Below are 17,981 nucleotides of genomic sequence, written 5' to 3'. Positions count from 1 at the left end.
CGCCGCGGTATTCCGCTATCGGCAGATCAGTCTGTGCAACTGACCGGTCTTGAGCTGCGCATCGCCAGCATCACGGTGAGCATGGACAGCGCGGCACACACCGCGCCGATCACGATGGCAGCGGTGAAGCCGGCCCGACCGGACGCCACGCCGCCAATGAACGCCCCGCCGCCAATCGACAGATTCACCACACAGACCAGCAGCGCCTGAACACCTTCCACGCGATCATTGGAGGCTTCGAAACACCAGATCTGCGTGGTGATGGGGATCATCCCGAAAGCGAACCCCCAGACCAGAATCACCGGCCAGAGCAGCCACGGGTTGCCGACGAACATCAGCAGCGCAGTCAGCGAACCCAGCATCAGCAGAGTCATGATCAGCACCGAGGACGGCGCACTTCTGGCCGCCAGGGCTCCACCGGCCAGATTGCCTGCAACCGCCGCCAGGCCGAACGCGAAAAGCAATGCCCCCAGGGCCTGGCCCTGAATATGCGCGAATTCCTGCACGAAGGGCGCGAGGTAAGTGTACGCCGCGAAGTGCCCCACATAGATCAACAGTGCGGCAGCGAACATTCGACGAATGCGCTGTTCGCCAGCCAATGACAGCATCTGGCTGATGCCGGCAGAACGCTCGCCCGGCAACGCAGGCAGGAAGAATGCGATCAACAACCCCACTGCCACCGTGACCACTGCCGCTGCTTCAAATGCCGCCCGCCAGCCGAAGGCTTCACCGATCAACGTACCGGCCGGAATCCCGGCGACGGTGCCGATCGAGACGCCGGCCAGCACATAGGCGGTAGCCTTGACGCCCTCCTTGCCGGGCCTCAAACGAGGCCCGAGCGAACCGGCAATCGTCCAGAATCCGCCCAGCGCGAAGCCGAGCAGGACCCTGCCCGCAAGGGTCAGCAAGAAGTGCGTGGACAGCGCGACGATCAGGTTGGATGCCAGCAATATCGACAACAGCCCGAGCAACAGGCGCTTGCGGTCGACATGACTGAACAGGGCAATACAGGACGGTGCCGAAATGGCCGCGAGGACGCCGGGGACGGCCATCATCAAGCCTGTCTGGCTGATGCTGGTTCCCAGGTCGTGAGCGATATCGGGCAGCAGCCCGACCGGCAGAAATTCAGTGGTGACGGTGGCGAACGACCCAAGCGATACGCTACCAACGGCCCACCATGAAGCGGGTTTTGTTTCTACGTTTCCAGCGGTTTCAAAGCGACTCACAGCGGTTCCAGAATTCGGGAATGTCAGCGACCAGCCACTCAGGCCAGCGCGTGGATGCGGCCAACCCTAACGTGTAAGCCCGTATCGAAGCCACCTTGCGAAAGAATTTTGTGTGGATGACGCGAGGTAAGCCCAGCCAGGACTGGCCATCAGGCCGATGCTCTGCGTCGAGGTTGCATGGTTGACGCAGAGCTTCACGAACGGCGTTCCCAAGCAGAGCTTGGGAACGATCACTCAACAACGACCCCAGGCCATGTGACCTACTTGTTGCGGGTCACTCTCCAGACGGTGTTTGCCAGGTCGTCGGCGATGATGAGTGCGCCTTTCGGATCAACTGTCACGCCCACTGGACGGCCACGAGTCTTGCCGTCAGCTCCGCGGAAACCGGTTGCGAAATCCACAGGCTCGCCGGCAGGACGTCCATTGCTGAACGGCACAAAGATCACCTTGTAACCCACCGGGTTATCACGGTTCCAGCTGCCGTGCTCGCCAACGAACACGCCGTCGGCAAACTTGTCGCCCATGGCCGGGATCGAGAACGACACGCCCAGTGCGGCGACGTGCGAACCAAGGCTGTAATCAGGCTTGATCGCCGCAGCGACTTTGGCCGGGTTCTGTGGCTGGGCACGCGTGTCGACATTCTGGCCCCAATAGCTGTAAGGCCAGCCGTAGAACGCGCCCTCCTTCACCGAGGTCAGGTAATCCGGAACCAGATCAGGCCCCAGCTCGTCACGCTCGTTGACCACCGTCCACAACTGCCCGGTGCCCGGTTGAATCGCCAGCGCCGTAGGGTTGCGCAGACCGGTCGCATAAGGCTTGTGCGCACCAGTGGCGGCATCGATCTGCCAGACCATCGCCCGATCGATCTCGACCTCCATGCCGCGCTCGGTCACGTTGCTGTTCGAGCCGATGCCGACATACAGGTAGCGGCCATCAGGGCTTGCCGTCAGCGACTTGGTCCAGTGGTGGTTGATCGCCGCAGGCAAATCGGTGACCTTGGTCGGCTCACCGCTGGCCTTGGTCTGACCTTCCTGATAATCGAAGCTGACCAGCGCATCCTGGTTGGCCACGTACAGCTTGCCGTTCGCGAAGGCCAGGCCATAGGGCGCATTCAGGTTCTCGGCAAAGACCGTTTTCAGCTCATACTTGCCGTCGCCGTCCGCGTCCCGCAACAGTGTCAGACGATTACCGCTCTTGACCTTGGTGTTGCCCTGGGCCTTGATGACGCTGGCAATCACGTCTTTGGGTTTGAGCTTGGCAGCGCTGCCGCCGCGCCCTTCGGCAACGATAATGTCGCCATTGGGCAAAACGATGGACTGACGTGGAATATTCAGATCACTGGCAATCGCCGTGATACTGAAACCCTCAGGCACGGCAGGCTTCTGATCGCCCCAAGCCGTCGGTTCGGCAATCTTCATGCTCGGCAACAGGCCACGTTGCGGGTCCGGCAACTTCGGGTCCGGTCCGCGCGCCTGAGTGCTGTCGGCTTCACCACCGCAGGCGCTCAGCAGCAGCGCCATGCTCAATGCAGCCAATGCGTGGATATTTCTCATTCTGCACCTCCGGAACGCAGGCTGGTGAGCCCGGTCCACGTCGCAACGCAGGCCAGAACAGTAACAATGACCGACAGGATCAAGCCAGACGGCATAACCGCCCAGGCGTCTTTCGCGTGCTCGAAGGCATTGACCAGACCCAGCACCCAGGTAACCAGCAACAACAGGAAGTACACCACGGGACGACCGGCCTTGTGATCGGCGCGAACCAGATTAACCAGCGCAAACAGCAACGCCAGCCCGCAGAACAACAGGCCTCCGGCGATCAGCCAGGCGGCAAAGTTGCTCCACTGAACCTGAAAGGTCTGGTAATAGGCAATATCACTCAGCAAGCCGCCGAGAAACAAAGGCACGGTTCCGGCAAGCAAGGTCGCATGTAGCGGGCCTGGCGTGTAGCGGTAGACGGGATGGGTGGTTACGGTCATGACGGCTCCTTTTCGTTCGGCGACCCAGGATCAAAACTCAGCGCGGATGCGCTGGCAGGTCGGGGTCGCGCTGAATGCGCATAAGGAATGATCGTGCTGACCAAGCGATAGTTCAGCGCTTTTCATTTCGAAATATTTTGAAAACGCTATTGGCTTGCAGTGCGCTTGTTTCGCCGGCAACGCTCAGAGCAATAAAGCACCTCATCCCAGCAACGCGCCCACTTCTTGCGCCAGGTAAACGGCAGCCCGCAGACCGCACAGGTTTTGACCGGCAACTCACTCTTTTTCAAAGCGCCTCTCCGGCATCCAGTCTGGCCAGCAAGTGCTCGCCGCGCTCCCAGAGCGCCTGTTGCTTGGGCTCAGCCATGCGATCAAGGTTTTTATAGATAATCGCCATGCGCTGATTGCGACGTAACAGGTCGCCATGACGCATCAGGAAATGCCAGTAGAGCGCATTGAACGGGCAGGCATCCTCAGTGGTGCTTTCAGTGACCTTGTACGCACAGCCGCGGCAGTAGTCAGACATGCGTTTTATGTACTGGCCACTGGCGCAATAAGGTTTGGAGCCCAGATAGCCGCCATCCGCATGCATGACCATGCCCAGCGTATTGGGCAGCTCGACCCAGTCGAAGGCATCCATGTAGATCGCCAGGTACCACTCGCAGATCTGCTCCGGCAGGATGCCGGCAAGCAGGGCAAAGTTGCCGGTCACCATCAGACGCTGAATATGGTGGGCGTAGGCATGCTTCAGGCTCTGGCCAATGGCCTGACTCATGCAGTTCATCTTCGTTTCGCCGGTCCAGTAAAACTCGGGCAGTGGCCGGCTGTTACCGAACAGATTACCGCCCGCGTAATCGGGCATTTTCAACCAATAGACGCCACGCACATACTCACGCCAGCCGATCAGTTGGCGAATGAAACCTTCGGCGGCATTCAGCCCCACCCTGCCCGACCAGTACGCGGATTCAACGTCACTGCACACCTGGCGTAAATCCAGCAGCCCGATGTTCAGCGCCGCGCTGATCCGGGCATGAAACAGAAAAGGCTCACCAGTGGCCATGGCGTCCTGATAATCGCCGAAACCGGCCAGGCCGTAATCCAGAAAGTACTCCCATAGCGCTTGAGCATCGACGTGCGTAACCGGATAGTCGAAATCATCCAGCGAGCCGTAATGGCTGGCAAAGCGCTCACCTACCAGCTCCAGTATCTGGCAGGTGATGGTGTCGGCGGAAAAGCGCAGCGGATATGGCGCTGCCACGCCCTTGGGCAGCGCCTTGCGGTTCTCGGCATCAAAGTTCCAGGCACCACCGACCGGCGTACCGTCGCCGTTCAACAGCAGCCTGCTTTTGCGGCGCATCTCCCTATAGAAGAACTCCATGCGCAACTGCTTCTTGCCGTGCGCCCACGACGAGAACTCGTCACGGGAACAGAGAAAGCGCGTATCGGCGTGCCACTGGATGGGCAACCCGCAGTCCTTGATCGACTGCTCCAGACGCCAGTCGCCGCACTCGGTGATGTGCAGCTTTTCTGCTCGCAACAGGGCCTGCCAGCGCTGTAACTCCCCCGGCACCGAGCCTGTGTTCTGCGGATCATCGAGCATGACGTACTGCACCCGAACACCACGCTCACGCAGCGCCTCGGCAAAATGACGCATGGCGCTGAAGATCAGCACAATCTTCTGCGGATGATGCGGCACATGACTCGCCTCTTCCATGACCTCGACCATCAGGACCGTGTCGCGCTCGGGGATCAGCCCCGCCAAGGATGCGAGATCGAAGGAAAGCTGATCGCCGAGGATCAGGTGGAGACGAGGGGCTTGGGTCAATGGAAGAGGCTCCGCAGTCATAAAAACTTGTACCAATGTAATTTCATGTACAAGATTTTCATAGCGCTTCTCGATGGAATACCCATCAGCCCCTTAAGACGACACACGCCCGACCTCAATGTGGAATGTGAAAATTTTGTTAACTATTTGTTCGCAGTGTCTTTTTCTGTGGGAAACAACCTGTCACACTAATGCGAACCATTATCAACACTATTATCATCCTGCCATGGAGGGCATCGAGGGAGTGTCGGGTTCATGTCGGGGCAACAATCACAACGCAGTAATCGTTTCACACCGGGTCTGCTGGCCATGGGCATCTGGGCTGCCACCACGCAGGCAGCCTTTGCCGCTGAGGAACAGCCCGCCACGACCATGGAACTGGGCGCCACGCAGATCAGCAGTGATCAACTTGGCTCCACCACCGAAGGCAGTCAGTCCTACACCACCGGCCCGATGCAGACCGCGACCAAGTTGCCGCTGACCATTCGTGAAACGCCGCAGGCCGTGACGGTCGTCACCCGTCAGCGCATGGACGATCAGGCCATGACCAGCATCAATGATGTGGTCAGGTACACGCCCGGCCTGTTCCTTGATCAGTCCAGCGGCCCCGGTCGGCAAACCTACACGTCGCGCGGTTTCGACATCGACAACATCATGTACGACGGCCTGCCCGCCTCGTACTCGGGCTACACGGCAGGCGTTCAACCCAATCTGGCCATGTTCGATCATGTCGAGGTGATCAGGGGTGCGACTGGCCTGGCGACAGGGTCTGGCAATCCTTCGGCAGCGATCAATATGGTGCGCAAGCGCCCTACCGCCGTGCCACAGGTCACCCTCACCGGCACGGTCGGGAGCTGGGACGATTACCGTGGCGTGTTTGACGCGTCCGGCCCACTGAACGACAGCCGCACGGTTCGCGGCCGGATAGTCGGTTCCTACCAGGATGCCAATAGCTTCCGCGACAAGGAAAAGAGCGATCACGGCGTGTTCTACGGGGTGGTCGAAGCCGATCTGAGCGACGCGACGACCGCCACCCTGGGCCTGTCTCGTCAGGAAGATCAGACCAACTACTTCTGGGGCGGCCTGCCCCTCGGCGTCGATGGTCACCACCTGAACCTGCCGCGCTCCACCTATTCCGGCTCGGATTGGGAAAACAAGAAAATCCAGATAGACACCGTGTTCGGTGAGCTGGAGCACCGTTTCGACAATGACTGGAAACTGCGCGTAGCAGGCTCGAGCTCGTCGCTGGAGGGCCTGTTTTCGGGCACCTATCTGTCTCGCTACAACGGCCCGCTGGAAACCACGGCCTACCAGTCGAGGCCGGAAGAGAAGCAGACCGCCTTCGATGTCTATGCCAGTGGACCGGTCGAAGCTTTCGGCCGCACTCATGAAGTGGTGGTCGGCACCAGCCGGCGCGTATACGACCAGACCAGCAAGGAGTACAGCCCTTACGACACCGGTCTGCCCATCGGCGCGCCAAAGCCGGACTTCGTCCGCGATGGCAAGACGCACAGCATCGCCACTCAGGACGCAGTCTATCTCACCACACGCCTGAGCCTGGCCGATCCGCTGACCCTGATCCTCGGCGGCCGTCTGGACTGGTACGACTACGATGACCGCGCCGGCGATGAAGACTACAAAGTCACCCGTAATCTGACGCGCTACGCAGGGCTGATCTATAAGCTGGATGAACACCACTCGCTGTACACCAGCTACACCGATGTCTTTCAGCCGCAGAGCGCACAGGACCTGTCCGGCAAGGTGCTCAAGCCGGTGGTCGGCGAAAACTATGAAGTCGGTATCAAGGGTGAATACTTCAACGGCGCCCTCAATACCTCCCTGGCGGTGTTCCAGATCGACCAGAAAAACCTCAAGACCCAGTCACCGACCCAGGCGGGCTGCGCGGTCCTGACCTGTTACGACGCTGCCGGTCTGGTACGCAGTCAGGGCGTCGAGATGGAAGTGCAAGGCGCGCTGACCGAGAACTGGCAAGTCGGCGCAGGCTACACCTACGCCCGCACCCACTACCTCAAGGACGCCGATCCGACGAAAAAGAACCAGCGTTTCGACACCGACACGCCCGAGCATCTGTTCAAGGTGTCGACGGTGTATCGCCTGCAGGGCGCACTGGAGAAAATGCGTGTCGGCGGCAACGTCTACTGGCAGAGCCGCATGTATAACGACATCGCACTCACTGATGGCAGCTATCGCCTGGAACAGGGCAGCTACGCCGTCGCCGACCTGATGGCGGGGTATCAGGTGAGCAAGAACCTCGACCTGCAACTGAACGCCAACAACATCTTCGACCGCACCTACTACACGGCAATTGGCGCAAGCTCGGTATGGGGCTCCACCGACGTGTACGGCAACCCGCGCAGCTATGCGTTGACGGCCAAGTACAGCTTCTGAACCTGAGCCACGCTGCTACCGGGCATGCTCGGTAGCGGCGTGGTTACGCCTTACACCCCAAACGCCTTCGCCATCCCGCCCGCCTCTTTGGGCGTCAGCTTCAACGCTCTGGAATCCAGATGGCGGCTTACCCAGCCACGCTTGAGCATCAGTTCCAGCAGCGCCGCCCCCAGAGCGCCACCAATGTGCGGGGTGCGTTCACTCCAGTCCAGGCAGATATAGACACTCTTCGACAGCGTCCGGACTTTATTCAACGGGCCTGACAGCGACGTGATGATACTGGCACTCAATGCCAATATTCAGGCGTCAGCACTACTTGCACTTATCAGCACGCCACCGCATGAAAAGCCAGAGAAAATCAAAAAACAGAGCGATCACTCTGCTTTTTAAAAAGATGATTAATCCCTAAAAAATCAAAGAATACCCGATTATATTGTCGTAAAAGCTATTAATATGGAATTAAAACAACATAAATACCAAATATACGATACTAGAATTTAGCACTTATAGACTATATAAAATTTAATTCGTGTATTTTACCTTTCAGCAATTTTCTGTTTGTCACGCACGCTTTGAATGAACTGTCAGCGGCCCTGAGCTGCCGACTTGCCTGTCTGCCTGTTTCATATTTCTGTTTGGAGATTCTCCCGATGGCCAGCCCCCTGCTGCCTGTTGTTGCCACTTTACTGATGTCCCTTGCCGCCCTGCCGGTGTCTGCCGCTGACAGGCAGAACCCGCTGCCATCCACGTCGAGCGAGCGCCGCGCAGAGGTCGACGCTCAGCGTGAGCAGATCACCGGTGCCGACGCTGCCGTACAGAAAACGCCCAATGGCGCGCAAACGGTGGTGGATGCGCCGATCGACACTGCTGACGCCCCTGCCGGCAATGAAGACCACTGAGTGACCCACTGACTGCAACCGATCAACCTATGAATGACGTAAGGAATAACTCCGTGTCCATGATCAAACAAGGCCTGGGCCTGAGCCTGTTGGCGCTCGGTATCGCCCAGGCAGGCAGCGTATTCGCTGTCACGCCGATGACCGGCAATGAAGTGGAAGCGCGCGTAGGCGCGATGCTGGACAACATGACGCAATCGGAAAAAATCAATTTTTCGCGCGTTGACGACGGCCGCATGATTCCCAAGCTGGACAAGTTCAACCTGCAGGGCACGGTCGCCTATGACTCGGCCATGGGTGTACTGGTCGGCGGCAAGACGTTCGGCGCGCAGTACCCTTCCCCGTCAGCACTTGCGGCCACCTGGAGCATCAATCGCGCCAAGGAATTCGGTCTGGCCATCGGCTATGAAACCCGCATCGCGGGTGGGCAGCAGATGCTGTCACCAGCCATCAACCTGTACCGCACGCCGTTCAACGGCCGGGCGGCTGAGTACATGAGCGGGGAAGATCCGTTTCTCGGCGCGGTACTGGCACCGGCAGTCACCAACGGTATCCAGGTTCAAGGCATCCAGGCGGCCGCCAAGCATTACCTGATGAACGAGCAGGAAGCGAACCGTCATTATCTGGATGTGAAGATTGACGAACGAGCGATGCAGGAGCTGTACCTGCCGGGCTTCGAGTCGCTGGTCAAGAACGCTAATATTGCCTCGGTCATGTGTGGCTACAACAAGATCAACGGCGAATACGCGTGTGAAAACCATCACCTCATCACCGATATCCTGAAAGGCCAGTGGGGCTTTCAAGGTAACGTCATGAGCGATTTCAACTCGGTTCAGGACGCCTTCAAGGGTGCCTGGGCAGGCACCGATATCGACATGCCCAGCGGCCTTCAGTTTACTGAAGCCAAGCTGCTGCCTTATGTCTGGAATGGTCAGTTGCACCAGAGCGTGATCGACGACAAGGTGCGCAGGAACCTGAGAGCGCTGGTCAGCTACGGCTTTGACAAGGGGATCAACAAGGCGCAGCCACTGGAGCATCGTGAATACGGGCAACTGGCGGCCTTGAACGTGGCCCGAGAATCGATCGTCCTGCTGCGCAACGAGCCCGTGGACGGTCAGAAACCTCTCCTGCCATTGCCGAGAAACGCAAGGATTGCCGTGATTGGCGACATGGCCATGCAGCCGCCGACCGCGCCGTTCGGTACTGCCTATTCGGCGCCGGCCAGCTATGTCACCGAAGTGAGCGGACTCAAGCAACTGGCGTCTGACCCGTCCAATGTGGACTACCTGCCACAGATGAGCCTCAACCCCAAATCGTCGGTCTGGTATCAGCCAGGCAGTGACCAACAGGCGATCAGCAATACCGGCGTAAAAGCCGAGTATTACGCCAACACCTCGCTGTCCGGCGACCCGGTGGCAACCCGCATCGAACCGGGCGTCAACCTGGACTGGATTACCAATACCAACGTCACTGATTACGGCAGCAGCGCGGTCAATGGCTACAGCCCTTCAGCCGGCTCGTTCTCGGCCCGTTTCACTGGCAAGATCAAACCGACGATCACCGGTCCCCAGGTGTTCAAGGTCCGCGCGGACGGTGCCTATAAACTCTGGATCAATGATGAACTGGTGCTCGAGGACGAGGGCTCGCAAGTCTCGTTCGACCTGATTCCAGTGGTTCCGCGGACGGTTAAAACCGTGAACCTCAAGGCTGGCAGCGAATACAACGTGCGCCTCGAATACCGCCGGGTCAAGGGCAACTTCACCCCGGTACTGGGCGGCATGAACGGCGTGCAGATGAGCTGGGCAGCGTTGCGTCCACCGAAGAACCTGGGGGATTACGACGCTGTCGTGGTAGCCGCCGGCAATAACTTCGAATACGAGGGTGAGTCGCTTGATCGTCCGTTCGAACTGCCGCAATTTCAGTCCGAGCTGATCGGTTTCATTCAGAAAGCCAACCCGAAAACCATCGTGGTGCTGCACGGTGGCGGTGGCATGGACATGCAACCGTGGGCTGACAAGGTAGCGGCGTCTCTGCATGCCTGGTATCCAGGGCAACAGGGCGGCCAGGCACTGGCTGAAATCCTGTTCGGCAAGGTCAATCCATCAGGCAAGCTGCCGATCACGCTGGACAAGAAGGCGCAGGACAATCCGAGCTATGCGTCGTACTCGAACCCGGTGCCGTACTATTTCAGCAGCCCTAACCCGCCTGTCGAGATGAGCTACAGCGAAGGCCTGTACCTGGGCTATCGCGGTTACGACAAGAAGCACACCAAACCGCTCTACCCATTCGGCTTCGGGCTTTCGTATACCACTTACGCGTACAGCGATCTGAAGCTGTCGAGCAACGTGCTGGCACCGGGTGCGACCATTCAAGCGTCGTTCAAGGTTACCAACACGGGTGACAAGGCCGGTTTTGAAGTGGCTCAGTTGTACGTGCAGCCTTCCAAGCCGCTGGTTGATCGTCCAGAAAAAGAGCTGAAGGGCTTTTCCAAGGTTTACCTGAAGCCTGGCGAAAGCAAGACCGTGACCATTGCCCTGGACTCGCGCTCGTTCGCTTACTACTCAGCCAACTCGGTGAGCTGGAACGTTGACCCTGGCAAGTTCAAGGTGCTGGTGGGCAAGGACTCGGAAAACCTGACGCTCGACCGCACGGTTGTAGCGCTGTACCCGGAGCAATTGACCACTCGCGACTCCAACCCGCTGCCGATCCCCCTGCGCAAGGCCGTACAGGTCAAGGCAGAACAGGCTTACTAAGCCACATTCATCCCAGGCAACATTCACATGCCAAAGGCATCGGTGGTCGACAGGACCACCGATGCCTGCCTGGCAAATGCTCGCAGCTCAGCCTGCAGCCAGATCCCGCGCCAGTCGTTCGAGAAACCTGGCAAACCCCGCCTCTATCTGCACATCCCCTGGCGATCGAAGCCATTGAATCTGCATGCCATCCATCATGGCGGCTATCTCCAGGCTGATCTGCCTTGCGTCAACATCCGCTCGAATTTCGCCTGCCTCGACCAGCAACTTCAGGTGCGCCTGAAGATGGCCGTGCACGATCGCGAAACGTTCGCTGAACCAGCGGTGTGCAGGATGCGTCACCGAGAGACTTTCAGTGTTGATGATCATCAGCGCCTGGCTGACCGCGGCGTCTTCGATACTGAAACTCAGGACCTGCTTCAGAAACGACAGGAACCCATCCAGAGAAGCGACCTGATCGGCATCCTGCAGCCTGGCGGCAATGTACTGGTCGCGATGTTCGAGAACGGCTTGCAGCAGCACCAGTTTGGTCGGGAAGTGGTGCAGCAGGCCGACCTGGGAGAGACCTGCCACCTTGGCAATGTTGGTCAGCGAGGCGCCGGCATACCCATCTCGAGCGAAGAGGGTCATGGCCGCCTTGATGATTTCGGCCTTGCGTACCTCGCCCTTGGGCAGGCGACGCTTGGCTGCGGGCTGCTTGGCTGCAGAGGGTGTACCGGAACTGTTTGCATCGATGGACATACGAAGGGCACGTTTCGCATAACGAAAGGGTAAATCCTAGCATGCGCTCCGCAGAACCCCTGAAAAAAGGCTGACCCGCAAGCACAATTCGCATCAGGTCATGAGCAATGTGCGCAGCCTGCAAACAAAGTTGTTCCCCTGACCTGACGCCCTATAAAGAAAGCCCTCCACAGGCCGATGAATACCCGGACAAATCGCCGCGCCTTGACCATCTCGCCTGAATCGGCTCAGGACACGATGGCTGCTTTAAATTCCTGATCCGTCGAAACCCGATTCGTCGGCAGATGTCCACTGACACGGCCACTGCGCTGCGGTCACGACAGGACGTGAATTCAAGCGCGACAATGACTGTATGGTGGTCGCCATAGAAAGAGGCACATCAGGTGCAGCCTGCCGAGAGAAAGTGGTCTATTCGCTGACACTCGCGCCCGGGACGCACACAGGCAAATGCAGATATCAATAACGACCGGATTCAACGTGCAAAGCAGGCCACCGGCAAGTGCCCGCCCATGCCGAACATAACGTGTGAGCGGGAGGCGCTCTGAAAGACCTGACAAGAGAAGAGCTTGAAGCGCAGATCGTGGACCTGCGCAGAATGCTTGAAGAAGCCGGCGTCGACGCCGCAACGAATACCCCTCGACACGTAGCCGTTGGCCAGGAGGCACGCCAGCGCGCAGTCTTTGAAAGCGCGATGGATTTCGCCATGATCCTGACCGATGGCAACGGCATCATTACCGACTGGAACCCGGGCGCAGAACAGGTTCTGGGCTGGACCCAGGATGAGATGGTCGGTCAGAGCGCCGAGCGTTTCTTTACGCCCGAAGACCTGGCCAACGACCGGATAGAGCATGAAATGCAGCTGGCGCTGAGCGTAGGCCGGGCGTCGGACGAGCGCTGGCACCTGCGCAAGGACGGTGAGCTGTTCTGGGCATCGGGCGAGATGATGCCGCTCTACGACGAAAGGAATACGCACCTCGGTTTCGTGAAGATCCTGCGCGATCGCACCCGCGAGCACTTGGCGCGCCGCGCGACCGAGGAAGCTCAGGAACGTTATCGGCTGGCCGCCAAGGCGACCAACGACGCGATCTGGGACTGGGACTTTGCAGCCAATCTGGTGCTCTGGAACGACGCGCTTGAGGAGGCTTACGGCCACCCGCTGGCAACCCTGGACAACTCTGGTGACTGGTGGATCAGCCAGATCCATCCCGACGACCGTAGCCGCGTGTACAACTCCATTCACGCCGTGATCGACGGCAATGGCACTGCCTGGACGGATGAATACCGCTTTCGTCGGCTGGACGGGTCCTATGCCGACGTACTGGACCGCGGCCATGTAATACGCAATACCGACGGCCAGGCGGTGCGCATGATCGGTGCAATGCTCGACATGTCACAGATGCGCAAGGCCGAGACGGCGCTGCGCCAGAGCGAAGAGCGCTCCAGGGCCATGCTGGAGACCATCGAAGCTGCATTCGCCATCATTCAGGTCAAGTTCGATGCCGATGACAGCCCCGTGGACTACCGCTTCATCGAAGCCAACCCCGCTTTTGAACGTCAGGCCGGCGTCGATCTGCGCGGCAAGTGGGTGACCGAGTTCGCGCCGGACCTCGAGCGGTTCTGGTTCGAAGCCTATGGGCACGTCGCCAAAACCGGCGAGCCTGCCAGTTTCGAGAACTATGCCAAGGCTTTCGAGCGCTGGTTCGAAGTCAAGGCGGTGCGTGTCGGTGAGCCGGCTGACCGGCAGATTGCGGTGATCTTCAGCGATGTGACGGCGCGACGCGATGCCGAGGAGCGCTTGCGCACCAGTGAGGCCGTCGCACGCGAAAACATCGACCGTGTTCAGCTCGCCCTGGCCGCCGGTGCAATCATCGGCACCTGGCACTGGGACTTGCCGACCGATCGCTTTACCGTCGACGAAGCCTTCGCCAAGGCCTTCGGTCTGGACCCCGGGCTGGGCCGTGAAGGCCTGAGTCTGGAGCAAGTCATTGCCACTGTTCACCCGGAAGACAAGCAATGCCTGATCCATGCGATCAATGCGGTCATCACCAACGGACGTGTTTACGCCCACCAGTACCGCGTTCGTCGTACTGACGGGGTCTACTACTGGATCGAAGCCAACGGCCGGGTCGACCGAGCGGAGGATGGCACGCCACTGAGCTTCCCCGGTGTGCTCATCAACGTTGACGAACGACGCGCCGTGGCAGCCGAACGCGACCGTGCCACTGCCGCGCTGCGGGCACTCAACGACACGCTTGAGCAACGCGTGGCAGCGCGCACCACCGAGCTCATGCAGGCCGAAGAGAAGCTGCGCCAGTCACAGAAAATGGAAGCGGTCGGGCAACTGACCGGTGGCCTCGCCCACGACTTCAACAACCTGCTGGCAGGCATTTCCGGCGCCCTGGAACTGATGGGCTCGCGGATCGAGCAAGGCCGCTGGGGCGAGGTTGACAAGTACATCGTGACGGCCCAGGGCGCGGCCAAACGTGCAGCGGCCCTGACGCACCGGCTGCTGGCCTTCTCTCGACGCCAGACCCTGGACCCGCAGCCGACCGACGTGAACAGGCTGATGAAAGGCATGACCGACCTGATCCAGCGCACGGTCGGCCCCAGCATCGTGGTCGAGACCATAGGTGCCATGGGTTTATGGCCGACACTGGTCGATGCCAGCCAGCTGGAAAACGCGCTGTTGAATCTGTGCATCAACGCCCGCGATGCGATGCCGGACGGCGGACGCATCTCCATTGAGGCGAGCAACCGCTGGATAGACGGCGATGTGGCACGCGCACACGATATGCCTGAGGGCCACTATCTTTCGCTGTGCGTGACCGATACCGGCACCGGCATGACGCCTGATGTCATCGCCAAGGCATTCGACCCCTTCTTCACCACCAAGCCCATTGGTCAGGGCACCGGGCTGGGCCTGTCGATGATTTACGGGTTTGCCAATCAGTCCGGCGGACGCGTGCGCATTCAGTCTGAGGTTGGCAAGGGAACCGCGATATCGCTGTACCTGCCCCGCTACGAGGGTACTGCGGCCAGGGACGAAGGCGATGTGCACAAGGCGCCATTCGAGTTTACCCAGTCCGGGGAAACCATCCTGATCGTGGACGACGAACCCACGGTGCGCATGCTGCTCACCGATGCCCTCGGTGACCTGGGCTATACGCTGATCGAAGCCGCCGACAGCCTGGCAGGCCTCAAGCTGCTGCGCTCGGATGTGCATATCGACCTGCTTATCACTGACGTGGGCTTGCCGGGCGGCATGAACGGACGACAAATGGCCGATGCCGGACGCGAGGTCCGCCCGCATCTGAAGACACTGTTCATCACCGGCTACGCGGAAAACGCCGCCATCGGTGACGAACAGCTTGGGCCAGGAATGCGCGTACTGACCAAGCCATTTGCGATTGACGCGTTGGCCGCCAGAGTTCAGGAACTGATGAGCGCCTGAGTGGACGGCCCGGTGCAACCCTGCCCCGGGCCGTCAACATTGAGCGCTGCGCAAACCCGGTGCTAACATGCGCGACCGCCATGCAGGCAAGGGAATAACCGGGTCATGAGCAGTATCCGCGAGCGCAACAAAGAACTCATCCTGCGCGCTGCCAGCGAGGAATTTGCCGACAAGGGCTTCGCCGCCAGCAAGACCAGCGACATCGCAGCCAAGGCCGGTGTCCCCAAGCCCAACGTCTACTACTACTTCAAATCCAAGGAAAACCTCTATCGCGAGGTGCTGGAAAGCATCATCGAGCCCATTCTGCGTGCCTCGACACCCTTCAATCCCGAAGGCATACCTGCCGAAGTCCTCAGCCGCTATATCCGTTCGAAAATCCAGATTTCCCGCGACCTGCCCTTCGCCTCGAAAGTGTTCGCCAGCGAGATCATGCATGGCGCCCCGCACCTGACAGCGCAGCAGATTGAACAGCTCAATGGCCAGGCACGGCACAACATCGAATGCATCCAGGCCTGGATCGACAGCGGACAGATCGCCCCGCTCGATCCTCATCACCTGATGTTCACCATCTGGGCCGCGACCCAGACCTATGCCGATTTCGACTGGCAGATCGCAACGGTCACCGGCAAGGCAAAACTGCAGGACGCCGATTACGAGGCGGCAACCCGGACCATCCTCAGGCTGGTGCTCAAGGGCTGCGAGCCGGACCGCTGAACCCGCCCTGCTTTCCTGCAGACGCAAAAAACCCGCCGAAGCGGGTGGTTTTGCAACATGACCATTCCGACATCCTGTCAGTAGCCTCCTGGCAATGGTCGATCCTCCCTGATCACTGCGTCGTTCCTTCGCTGCAGCTGTTGAATTGGATCCTACATTCATTGAGGGTCCGTCGATAGAGCCAATCGCGTCTGTTGCTGTAAGCCTTTCGCCATAGCGGTGTACGCCGTTAAAAAGTGTGACCGGCCGCTCATGTTTGGTCAGGATGCGCCGAGATGCTTGAAAGGCTCTGAATCGCGCGTTGCGCGGATCGGAGTCATCAGAAGAAAAAAAATAATGCATGGGATGCCAATCATGAGTATGCGCAGTTTGTCCATCAGTCGCCGTCTGTGGCTGATTCTTGTCGTTTCAGTGCTGATGCTCTTCGTCCTGTCGGCGACGCTGCTCAGGCAGCTGCATAACGACCTGTATCAGGCCAAGGCCGAGAAAACCATGCATGTGGTGCAGACTGCCAGCGGCATCCTCTCGTTTTATCAGGGGCTTGAAGCTGCAGGCGGCATGACACGCGAGGCTGCGCAACAGCAGGCCTTGAAAGAGATAAAGAGCCTGCGTTACAGCCAGAGCGACTACTTCTGGATCAACGACCTGCGCCCGGTGATGATCATGCACCCCACCAACCCCAAACTTGAAGGCCAGGATCTGTCGACCATCAAGGACCCGGACGGCTTTGCGGTGTTCAACGAAATGGTCACGCTGGTCAAAGCCCAGGGTGCCGGGATGGTGAATTACCGTTGGCCCAAGCCCGGCGCCAGCGAGCCGGTGAAAAAGACCTCCTACGTGCAGCTGTTTCAGCCATGGGGCTGGATTCTGGGTTCCGGCGTGTACGTCGACGACGTGGCGGCAGAGTTCAAGACACAGCTGTGGAACGCCGGGATGTTCATCGCCGGCATCGTGCTGATCATGGTCTTGCTGCTGGTGATGATCGTACGCAGCATCGTGCGCCCTCTCAGAGCGGCGGTTGATGCGATGGCCGATATTGCCAGTGGCGAAAGCGATCTGACCCGCACGCTGGAAACCCACGGCAAGGATGAAATCACTGAACTGGGTACGCACTTCAATGCCTTTGTCGCCAAGCTGCGCAATGTCGTCGGTCAGTTGCAGCACTCTGCCGTGGCGCTGGGCCAGGCCTCGACCGATCTGGGCAGCGACGCCGAACAGGCGCAAGGCCGCAGCGAAAAACAATCGCAGCAAATGGATCTGGTTGCCACGGCGGTCAACGAGGTGACCTACGGCGTGCAGGACGTGGCCAAGAACGCTGAACATGCCGCCAGCGAAATGCGCGATGCCGAGTCGCAGGCACAGCAGGGCCAAATCAATATCGATAACAGCCTGCGCCAGATCGAACACCTCTCCAGCACCATTGGTCAGGCCGTGCAGGTGATGCAGAGTCTGGCCAGCGAGAGCACACAGATCGGCAGCGTGCTGGAAGTGATCAGTTCGATTGCCGAGCAGACCAACCTGCTGGCGCTGAACGCAGCCATCGAAGCGGCGCGCGCCGGCGAACAGGGCCGCGGCTTTGCCGTGGTGGCCGATGAAGTGCGCCTGCTGGCCCAGCGCACGCAGAAGTCGACCGCAGAAATCCAGTCAATGATCGAACGCCTGCAAAAGCATTCCGATGCAGCGGTCAAGGTGATCGGCGACAGCAGCCGTTCCTCGCAACTGACCATCGAGCAGGCCAATCAGGCCGGTCAGAGCCTGACCTCAATCAGTCAGGCGCTGCGCAACCTCAACAGCCTGAACGCCTCCATCGCCAGTGCCACCCTGCAGCAGACGCACGTGGTGGATGACATCAACCAGAACGTCACCCAGGCCGCACAATTGTCCCAGAGCACGGCAATGGCCGCCGAACAGTCGACTTCGGCCAGTCTGCACCTGCGCGGGTTGAGCGAAGAATTGAACACCTTGCTGAAGCAGTTCCGGGTTTAAAT

General features: G+C 59.5%; 12 protein-coding genes and 1 pseudogene. 6 read left to right on the top strand and 7 right to left on the bottom strand.

Annotated features, from left to right (window positions below):
* Positions 1-26: 26 nt before the first annotated feature.
* From BLR16_RS18235 to BLR16_RS18215, 5 genes are all read right to left on the bottom strand, one after another.
* The gene (locus tag BLR16_RS18235; protein WP_074807960.1) at positions 27-1,226 is read right to left on the bottom strand and encodes an MFS transporter; all 1,200 of its coding nucleotides are present in this window, start codon (positions 1,224-1,226) and stop codon (positions 27-29) included.
* A 260-nt stretch (positions 1,227-1,486) separates the two neighbouring features.
* A complete protein-coding gene (locus BLR16_RS18230) occupies positions 1,487-2,779 on the bottom strand; it encodes a PQQ-dependent sugar dehydrogenase (protein WP_092194463.1) in 1,293 nt (430 codons plus the stop codon).
* Complete coding sequence (locus BLR16_RS18225) at positions 2,776-3,204, bottom strand: DUF2231 domain-containing protein (RefSeq protein ID WP_003368607.1); 429 nt, start codon at positions 3,202-3,204, stop codon at positions 2,776-2,778. Before BLR16_RS18225 ends, BLR16_RS18230 begins: the two co-directional genes overlap by 4 nt.
* 146 nt (positions 3,205-3,350) lie before the next feature.
* Complete coding sequence (locus tag BLR16_RS18220; protein ID WP_003368606.1) at positions 3,351-3,494, bottom strand: DUF2256 domain-containing protein; 144 nt, start codon at positions 3,492-3,494, stop codon at positions 3,351-3,353.
* Positions 3,491-5,050: a cryptochrome/photolyase family protein gene (locus BLR16_RS18215; RefSeq protein WP_074807956.1), complete on the bottom strand. Its 1,560-nt coding sequence runs from the start codon at positions 5,048-5,050 to the stop codon at positions 3,491-3,493. Before BLR16_RS18215 ends, BLR16_RS18220 begins: the two co-directional genes overlap by 4 nt.
* Positions 5,051-5,284: 234 nt before the next feature.
* On the opposite strand from BLR16_RS18215, the gene BLR16_RS18210 reads away from it, so the two are divergent.
* On the top strand, positions 5,285-7,438 hold the full coding sequence (locus tag BLR16_RS18210) for a TonB-dependent siderophore receptor (RefSeq protein WP_003368604.1): 2,154 nt from the start codon (positions 5,285-5,287) through the stop codon (positions 7,436-7,438).
* A 50-nt stretch (positions 7,439-7,488) separates the two neighbouring features.
* Here the strand turns inward: BLR16_RS18210 and BLR16_RS18205 are convergent.
* A pseudogene (locus tag BLR16_RS18205) lies at positions 7,489-7,659 on the bottom strand (ArsR family transcriptional regulator); the annotation flags it as partial.
* 429 nt (positions 7,660-8,088) lie between these two features.
* On the opposite strand from BLR16_RS18205, the gene BLR16_RS18200 reads away from it, so the two are divergent.
* Both BLR16_RS18200 and BLR16_RS18195 read left to right on the top strand, forming a co-directional pair.
* Positions 8,089-8,337, top strand: a complete 249-nt coding sequence (locus BLR16_RS18200; RefSeq protein ID WP_002552767.1) for a hypothetical protein — start codon at positions 8,089-8,091, stop codon at positions 8,335-8,337.
* 59 nt (positions 8,338-8,396) lie between these two features.
* A complete protein-coding gene (locus BLR16_RS18195; protein ID WP_161437881.1) occupies positions 8,397-11,087 on the top strand; it encodes a beta-glucosidase in 2,691 nt (896 codons plus the stop codon).
* A gap of 87 nt (positions 11,088-11,174) precedes the next feature.
* Here BLR16_RS18195 and BLR16_RS18190 read toward each other — a convergent pair whose 3' ends face one another.
* Complete coding sequence (locus BLR16_RS18190) at positions 11,175-11,828, bottom strand: TetR/AcrR family transcriptional regulator (protein ID WP_074807944.1); 654 nt, start codon at positions 11,826-11,828, stop codon at positions 11,175-11,177.
* 595 nt (positions 11,829-12,423) lie between these two features.
* Here BLR16_RS18190 and BLR16_RS18180 point away from each other — a divergent pair.
* The 3 genes from BLR16_RS18180 (at position 12,424) to BLR16_RS18170 (ending at position 17,979) form a co-directional block, all read left to right on the top strand.
* The gene (locus tag BLR16_RS18180) at positions 12,424-15,279 is read left to right on the top strand and encodes a PAS domain-containing hybrid sensor histidine kinase/response regulator (RefSeq protein ID WP_165441155.1); all 2,856 of its coding nucleotides are present in this window, start codon (positions 12,424-12,426) and stop codon (positions 15,277-15,279) included.
* 105 nt (positions 15,280-15,384) lie between these two features.
* Complete coding sequence (locus tag BLR16_RS18175; protein ID WP_003368596.1) at positions 15,385-15,993, top strand: TetR/AcrR family transcriptional regulator; 609 nt, start codon at positions 15,385-15,387, stop codon at positions 15,991-15,993.
* A 354-nt stretch (positions 15,994-16,347) separates the two neighbouring features.
* A complete protein-coding gene (locus tag BLR16_RS18170; protein ID WP_074808083.1) occupies positions 16,348-17,979 on the top strand; it encodes a methyl-accepting chemotaxis protein in 1,632 nt (543 codons plus the stop codon).
* Positions 17,980-17,981: the final 2 nt, after the last annotated feature.

This window comes from Pseudomonas sp. BS3767, assembly GCF_900099665.1.
GTDB classification, from domain to species: domain Bacteria; phylum Pseudomonadota; class Gammaproteobacteria; order Pseudomonadales; family Pseudomonadaceae; genus Aquipseudomonas; species Aquipseudomonas cerasi.
This window is presented reverse-complemented; position numbering and strand designations above follow the sequence as displayed.

What these genes read in the sequence shown, in the direction of transcription:
- BLR16_RS18230 (WP_092194463.1), bottom strand. Translation starts at nt 2,779, where the DNA reads ATGAGAAATATCCACGCATTGGCTGCATTGAGCATGGCGCTGCTGCTG.
- BLR16_RS18225 (WP_003368607.1), bottom strand. Translation starts at nt 3,204, where the DNA reads ATGACCGTAACCACCCATCCCGTCTACCGCTACACGCCAGGCCCGCTA.
- BLR16_RS18215 (WP_074807956.1), bottom strand. Translation starts at nt 5,050, where the DNA reads ATGACTGCGGAGCCTCTTCCATTGACCCAAGCCCCTCGTCTCCACCTG.
- BLR16_RS18210 (WP_003368604.1), top strand. Translation starts at nt 5,285, where the DNA reads ATGTCGGGGCAACAATCACAACGCAGTAATCGTTTCACACCGGGTCTG.
- BLR16_RS18200 (WP_002552767.1), top strand. Translation starts at nt 8,089, where the DNA reads ATGGCCAGCCCCCTGCTGCCTGTTGTTGCCACTTTACTGATGTCCCTT.
- BLR16_RS18195 (WP_161437881.1), top strand. Translation starts at nt 8,397, where the DNA reads ATGATCAAACAAGGCCTGGGCCTGAGCCTGTTGGCGCTCGGTATCGCC.
- BLR16_RS18190 (WP_074807944.1), bottom strand. Translation starts at nt 11,828, where the DNA reads ATGTCCATCGATGCAAACAGTTCCGGTACACCCTCTGCAGCCAAGCAG.
- BLR16_RS18180 (WP_165441155.1), top strand. Translation starts at nt 12,424, where the DNA reads ATGCTTGAAGAAGCCGGCGTCGACGCCGCAACGAATACCCCTCGACAC.
- BLR16_RS18175 (WP_003368596.1), top strand. Translation starts at nt 15,385, where the DNA reads ATGAGCAGTATCCGCGAGCGCAACAAAGAACTCATCCTGCGCGCTGCC.
- BLR16_RS18170 (WP_074808083.1), top strand. Translation starts at nt 16,348, where the DNA reads ATGAGTATGCGCAGTTTGTCCATCAGTCGCCGTCTGTGGCTGATTCTT.